Annotated in this window: 5 protein-coding genes; all 5 read left to right on the top strand. The window is 39.3% G+C overall.

All coding sequences use genetic code 11. The annotated features are described in order from the left end of the window. The coding region (locus AC1DWN_RS27325) for a DNA repair protein RecN (protein ID WP_477562040.1) at window positions 1-654 on the top strand (654 nt) is incomplete at its 5' end. 123 nt (window positions 655-777) lie between these two features. Continuing rightward, window positions 778-2,124 (top strand): SpoIVB peptidase, encoded by a 1,347-nt coding sequence (gene spoIVB, locus AC1DWN_RS27320; protein ID WP_477562039.1) that lies wholly within the window; start codon window positions 778-780, stop codon window positions 2,122-2,124. 288 nt (window positions 2,125-2,412) lie between these two features. After that, on the top strand, window positions 2,413-3,225 hold the full coding sequence (spo0A, locus tag AC1DWN_RS27315) for a sporulation transcription factor Spo0A (RefSeq protein WP_477562038.1): 813 nt from the start codon (window positions 2,413-2,415) through the stop codon (window positions 3,223-3,225). 505 nt (window positions 3,226-3,730) lie between these two features. Next, window positions 3,731-4,531, top strand: coding sequence for an undecaprenyl-diphosphate phosphatase (locus tag AC1DWN_RS27310; protein WP_477562037.1), 801 nt, complete (start codon window positions 3,731-3,733; stop codon window positions 4,529-4,531). Window positions 4,532-4,778: 247 nt separating this feature from the next. Then, on the top strand, window positions 4,779-5,292 hold a 514-nt coding region (locus AC1DWN_RS27305), incomplete at its 3' end, for a DUF421 domain-containing protein (protein ID WP_477562036.1).

The following is a 5,292-nucleotide window of genomic DNA, read 5'->3' as shown; positions in this document are numbered from 1 at the left end:
CAGCTATATAGTCAATCACTCAGTTTGGCGAAGGAGTTATCGCATCTGCGTGAGCATGCGTCGAAAAGGCTTGCTGAGGCGATTGAGAAGGAACTGGGCCAATTGCAAATGCCATCAACCAAGTTCAGAGTACAATTAGCACCAAGTACTTCGAATTCAGGAGAAGAAAAGCAAGTTCGTCTTCATCATAACGGTATGGATGAAGCAGTATTTATGCTATCCACAAATCCTGGTGAACCATTGAAACCACTGAATAAAATTGCTTCAGGCGGTGAAATGTCGCGAATTATGCTTGCTCTTAAGAGTATTTTTGCTGAAATCGATCAAGTGCCAGTACTAATCTTCGATGAAGTGGATACTGGAGTAAGCGGACGTGCAGCACAGGCTATAGCGGAGAAAATGTCACAGTTGTCATTGAAGTGCCAAGTATTCTCCATTACTCACTTGCCGCAGGTGGCCTGCATGGCAGACCATCATTATGAAATAAGCAAACAGGTCGTCGGTTCACGTACATCTACATCAGTAGCGGAACTAATCGGAACGATACGAATAGAAGAGCTTGCACGTATGTTAGGCGGAGTGGAAGTTACGGAAAAAACAAGGCATCATGCACAGGAAATGCTTGATTTGGCGCATCGCCAGAAAGGGGCGTAATCGTATACAATTAGGGAATGTTTTTGTGGACATAAAACGTTCGGGGCAGGGTAACTTAAAGGTACGCTTATGGCGACAAAGTCTTCTGCGTCATGCGATGGAATTATAGGGAGCGTGAAATCATTGAACTCCAGTCAACGGAAGCGATGGTTTGGTCTTGTTCTCGTTTTCTTCGTTTGCATGATCGGGAGCTCCACCCCGTTTCAACATTTTGCCGCATTCCCGAATGAACTACGTTTATTCTCCGGGCAACTGAAACGATTACAATATGGAGTGCCCGTTCATGCTGAAGTAACGGTAGACCCTCATGTGCTTCAAATTAATGGATCAAACAGTAATTCGTTGTCTGTCAATCTAAATGAACCACTGTCACTGCAACCGAGTCGCAGCGGTGAGACCCAGATGAAGCTTAAGTTATTTGGGAAAATTCCAATTAAGACCGTAAAAGTAAATGTAGTTCCTGATTTGCGTGTTATACCAGGTGGTCAAACGATTGGCGTAAAAGTAAAGTCAGCAGGTATTTTAGTTGTTGGACACCATCAGGTAGCTGGAAGTAAAGGAAGTAATGGAATGAAGCAGTCACCTGGTGAAGCCGCTGGTTTAAAGTTAGGCGATCTTATTGTTAAAATTAATGGAATTTCTATTAATGAAGTACAAAAAGTCGCCGAGCTCAGCGAAAAGGCAGGGAACAATAAGCAGCCTTTAAATATTACTTATAAACGGGATGGTCATCTCGCCGAAACAAAGCTAACTCCGATGTTTGATGCAGAGGATAAAGCATGGAGACTGGGGTTGTACATTCGCGACTCTGCAGCTGGTGTTGGCACTCTAACCTTCTATGCACCTGATCAAGGGGTTTACGGAGCTCTTGGGCACGTCATAACCGATATGGATACTCAAACACCGATTGAAGTCGGTGAGGGACAGATTTTACAATCAAGTGTAACTTCAATTAACAAAAGCCAAAGTGGGGAGCCAGGTGAAAAACGAGCCCATTTTGTGAAGGAAGGCAAAGTTTTAGGTAGTGTTGAACGAAACACGCCGTTTGGCATTTTTGGCAAAATGAATGAGACACCTACGCATAGCTATAATGATAATTCGGTTCCCGTATCCTTTGCCGAGGATGTCAAAGAAGGACCGGCACAAATTTTAACTGTAATTGAGGCCCAGAAGGTGGAACGATTTGATATAGAAATCGTTCATGTGTCTAAGCAATCAGGTCCAGCAACTAAAGGGATGGTTATTAAAGTTACAGATAAGCGTTTATTAAGTAAAACAGGCGGGATCGTACAAGGTATGTCAGGAAGTCCAATTATGCAAAATGGGAAATTAGTTGGTGCGGTAACGCATGTTTTCGTTAATGATCCAGCTTCGGGCTATGGATGTTTCATTGAATGGATGCTTCAGGACGCTGGAATTTTATTGAAAGCTGCTAATACCTATGCCTCAACTCAAGAAAAAGCAGCATAGTTAAAACAAATAAAAAACGTTCGTGGTGGTTATCAATTGCCAACGCGGACGTTTTTCTCTTTTTTTACAAATATTCAAAAAGCGTACATCGCTTTTGTTTTTCAGTGAATTTTGTCGAATGAGGACGAAAGGTATCGTTACATGTAATAAAYTTTTAATTATAACGAAAACATTAAAAAAAATAAAGAAAAATAATTTTCGACAGAAGGAAATCACTTGCGTGTGTCGAAAACTTTAAGCAGACAACAAGTGAACGTATTCATGAATATCAATAGAGGAGGACATACCTTGCACAAGATTGAAGTATTGTTAGCAGATGACAACAGAGAATTTACTAACTTATTATCGGAATACATATCCGAACAAAGTGATATGAGTGTAAGCGGAGTCGCGTATAACGGTGAAGAGGTATTAAGACATTTGGAGGATTCGAGAAAAATTCCGGATGTACTTATACTTGATATTATTATGCCTCATTTGGATGGATTGGGCGTTCTTGAACGGTTAAAAGAAATGAATATTTCCCCCATGCCTAAAATTATTATGTTAACAGCATTTGGCCAAGAGAATATTACGCAAAAGGCTGTACAGCTTGGTGCGTCCTACTATATTCTAAAACCATTTGACATGGATATTTTAGCAAATCGAATTCGTCAGCTAGCTGGGAACCCAACTTACTCATCAACGGCCAGCTTCTCATCAAGCTCCTCTTCGATGAAGTCAAATGTCGTACCTATCCCTAAAGTTAAAAACTTGGATGCGAATATTACGAGCATTATTCACGAAATTGGAGTGCCTGCTCATATTAAAGGTTATCAATATTTACGTGAAGCAATAACGATGGTGTATAATAACATCGAAATTCTGGGTGCCATTACGAAAACCCTTTATCCAGCAATCGCGGAAAAATTCAAAACAACACCTTCACGTGTTGAGCGTGCTATCCGCCACGCAATTGAAGTTGCATGGACACGCGGCAACATCGACAGCATTAGCCACCTTTTCGGATATACAATCAACATCTCTAAGTCTAAGCCTACGAACTCAGAATTTATCGCGATGGTTGCTGATAAGCTTCGGATTGAGCATAAGGTGAGCTAAGAGGGGGACTTGTAGTGTAGGGCAAGGGGATAAGGATGTTGAAACTGTTAGAGTGAATATTTAACAGTAGATATTCTAAATTGATAAAATTATTGAAACCATTAAACTTTTTTCATCCCGCCCGATAAACCTTTTGGTTTATTGGGTTTTGTTTTTTGCTCAGTTGCTATATTCGCTCTGTTAGATATAAGATAGTTATACTACTACAACTGGGGGATATTTTTTAATGGGCGATTATGTAACTATTTTATTATTACTTTTAATGAGCGGAATATTCGATTTACTCCCTCCAGATTCTAACAGAATCCCCACCAAACATTCACAATCAGTATAATATGTTACAAAATCGTAAGGTATATAAAACCAAATGTAATGGAAATCGATAGATTTGGATAATGTTTCAAGATAAACTAGTATGAAGAAAAATGATTATTGTATTGCGCAGAGCTATTGATGTGATTATCAAATTTTTAGAAATATAAAGAAGGAAGGCGGACATGGATATATGTACGATATCTTTAGTGCAATTATTTTAGGAATTGTTGAAGGATTAACGGAATTTTTGCCTGTCTCATCTACTGGTCATTTGATTTTGGTGGGTGAATTATTAGGCTTCAAGGGAGAAACAGCAACTACATTTAAAATTGTTATTCAATTAGGAGCCGTAATGGCAGTACTTGTGCTTTATTGGAAAAGATACATGGTTATTTTAAAGGATCTTCTTGCCTTTAATTTCTCAACGAAAAACAAATTGAATGCGGTTCATCTAATCATTGCCATGATTCCGGCATTAATCGCGTATATGATTTTCAAGGACTTCATAAAAACCGAATTGTTCGATCCAGCTCCTGTCTTGATCAGTTTAATTATTGGCGGCATTCTGATGATTATAGCTGCACGGGTAAAAAGAAAGGTAACCGCGGAGAACACAGACGATATTACATATAAACAAGCACTTGGCATTGGTTTATTTCAATGCTTAGCATTATGGCCAGGATTCTCGCGGTCAGGTGCTACGATATCCGGCGGGTTACTACTCGGAACGAGCCAAAAAGCGGCAGCGGACTTTACGTTTATCATTTCTGTTCCTGTTATGCTGGGAGCAACGATTTTGGATATGTACAATAGCCGTGATTTATTAACATCCGATGCGCTTCTTCTTTTCTTGATCGGATTCATCGCCGCTTTTGTTGTGGGCATGATCGCAGTAGTTACGTTCCTAAATCTCATAAAACGTCTTAGGCTGGAATGGTTCGCCATCTATCGTTTTGTTTTAGCAGCGGTCTTTTTTATTTTTATGATGTAGGGTAAACGAGGTTGCCAAATAGGTCGGATTCATTCCGGCTTAGGCAGCCTCTCTTTTTTAATAAAGAGTGCGTTCCTCAAGCCATTAAAGAATCATATGATGTAATGCTGTTAAAACAACTCCGAACGATGTTTGATTTTTTACGTGATCCAAATAAGGAAATCATTTTCGATAGACTCGCGTATTGCTTTGTTGGTTTGATTCTCTTCCCTTTGGTAATAATGTGAGGGAAGGAGGAGTCATAAAAATGCATGCTTATTTGGATATTGTGGTTCGCAGCATTGCAGCAATATTGCTGCTTTTGTTAATTGCGAAAATATTAGGCAAACAGACTCTCTCTAACATGACGTTCCATGATTTTGTAACGGGTATTACATTAGGGGCAATTGCGGCTAACTTGGCATTTAATGAATTAATAAAATGGTCATATTTAGTTTTTTCACTCATTGTTCTTACCGTTACGTCTTTTTTGTTATCGTTCATCGCTTTGAAGAGTCACAAAATGAGGGACTGGATTTCGGGTTCTCCAACTGTGCTTATTGAGAATGGTAAAATTCTTGAGKATAATATGAGAAAGGTAAGATATACACTGGATTCTCTGGATCAAGTATTGCGGGGCAAAGATATATTTAACCTTGAAGAAGTAGATTATGCCGTTCTTGAAGATAATGGAATGGTATCTGTATTGAAAAAAAGTGAGTACCAGTTTGTAACGAAAAAAGATATGAAGATAGTGCCAAAGTCGCAACAATTTCCTATTG

The organism is Paenibacillus sp. P4_A7 (assembly GCF_056402455.1).
This window is presented reverse-complemented; position numbering and strand designations above follow the sequence as displayed.

Excerpts from the sequence above, each read along its gene's own strand:
- AC1DWN_RS27310 (WP_477562037.1), top strand. The coding sequence starts at position 3,731 with ATGTACGATATCTTTAGTGCAATTATTTTAGGAATTGTTGAAGGATTA.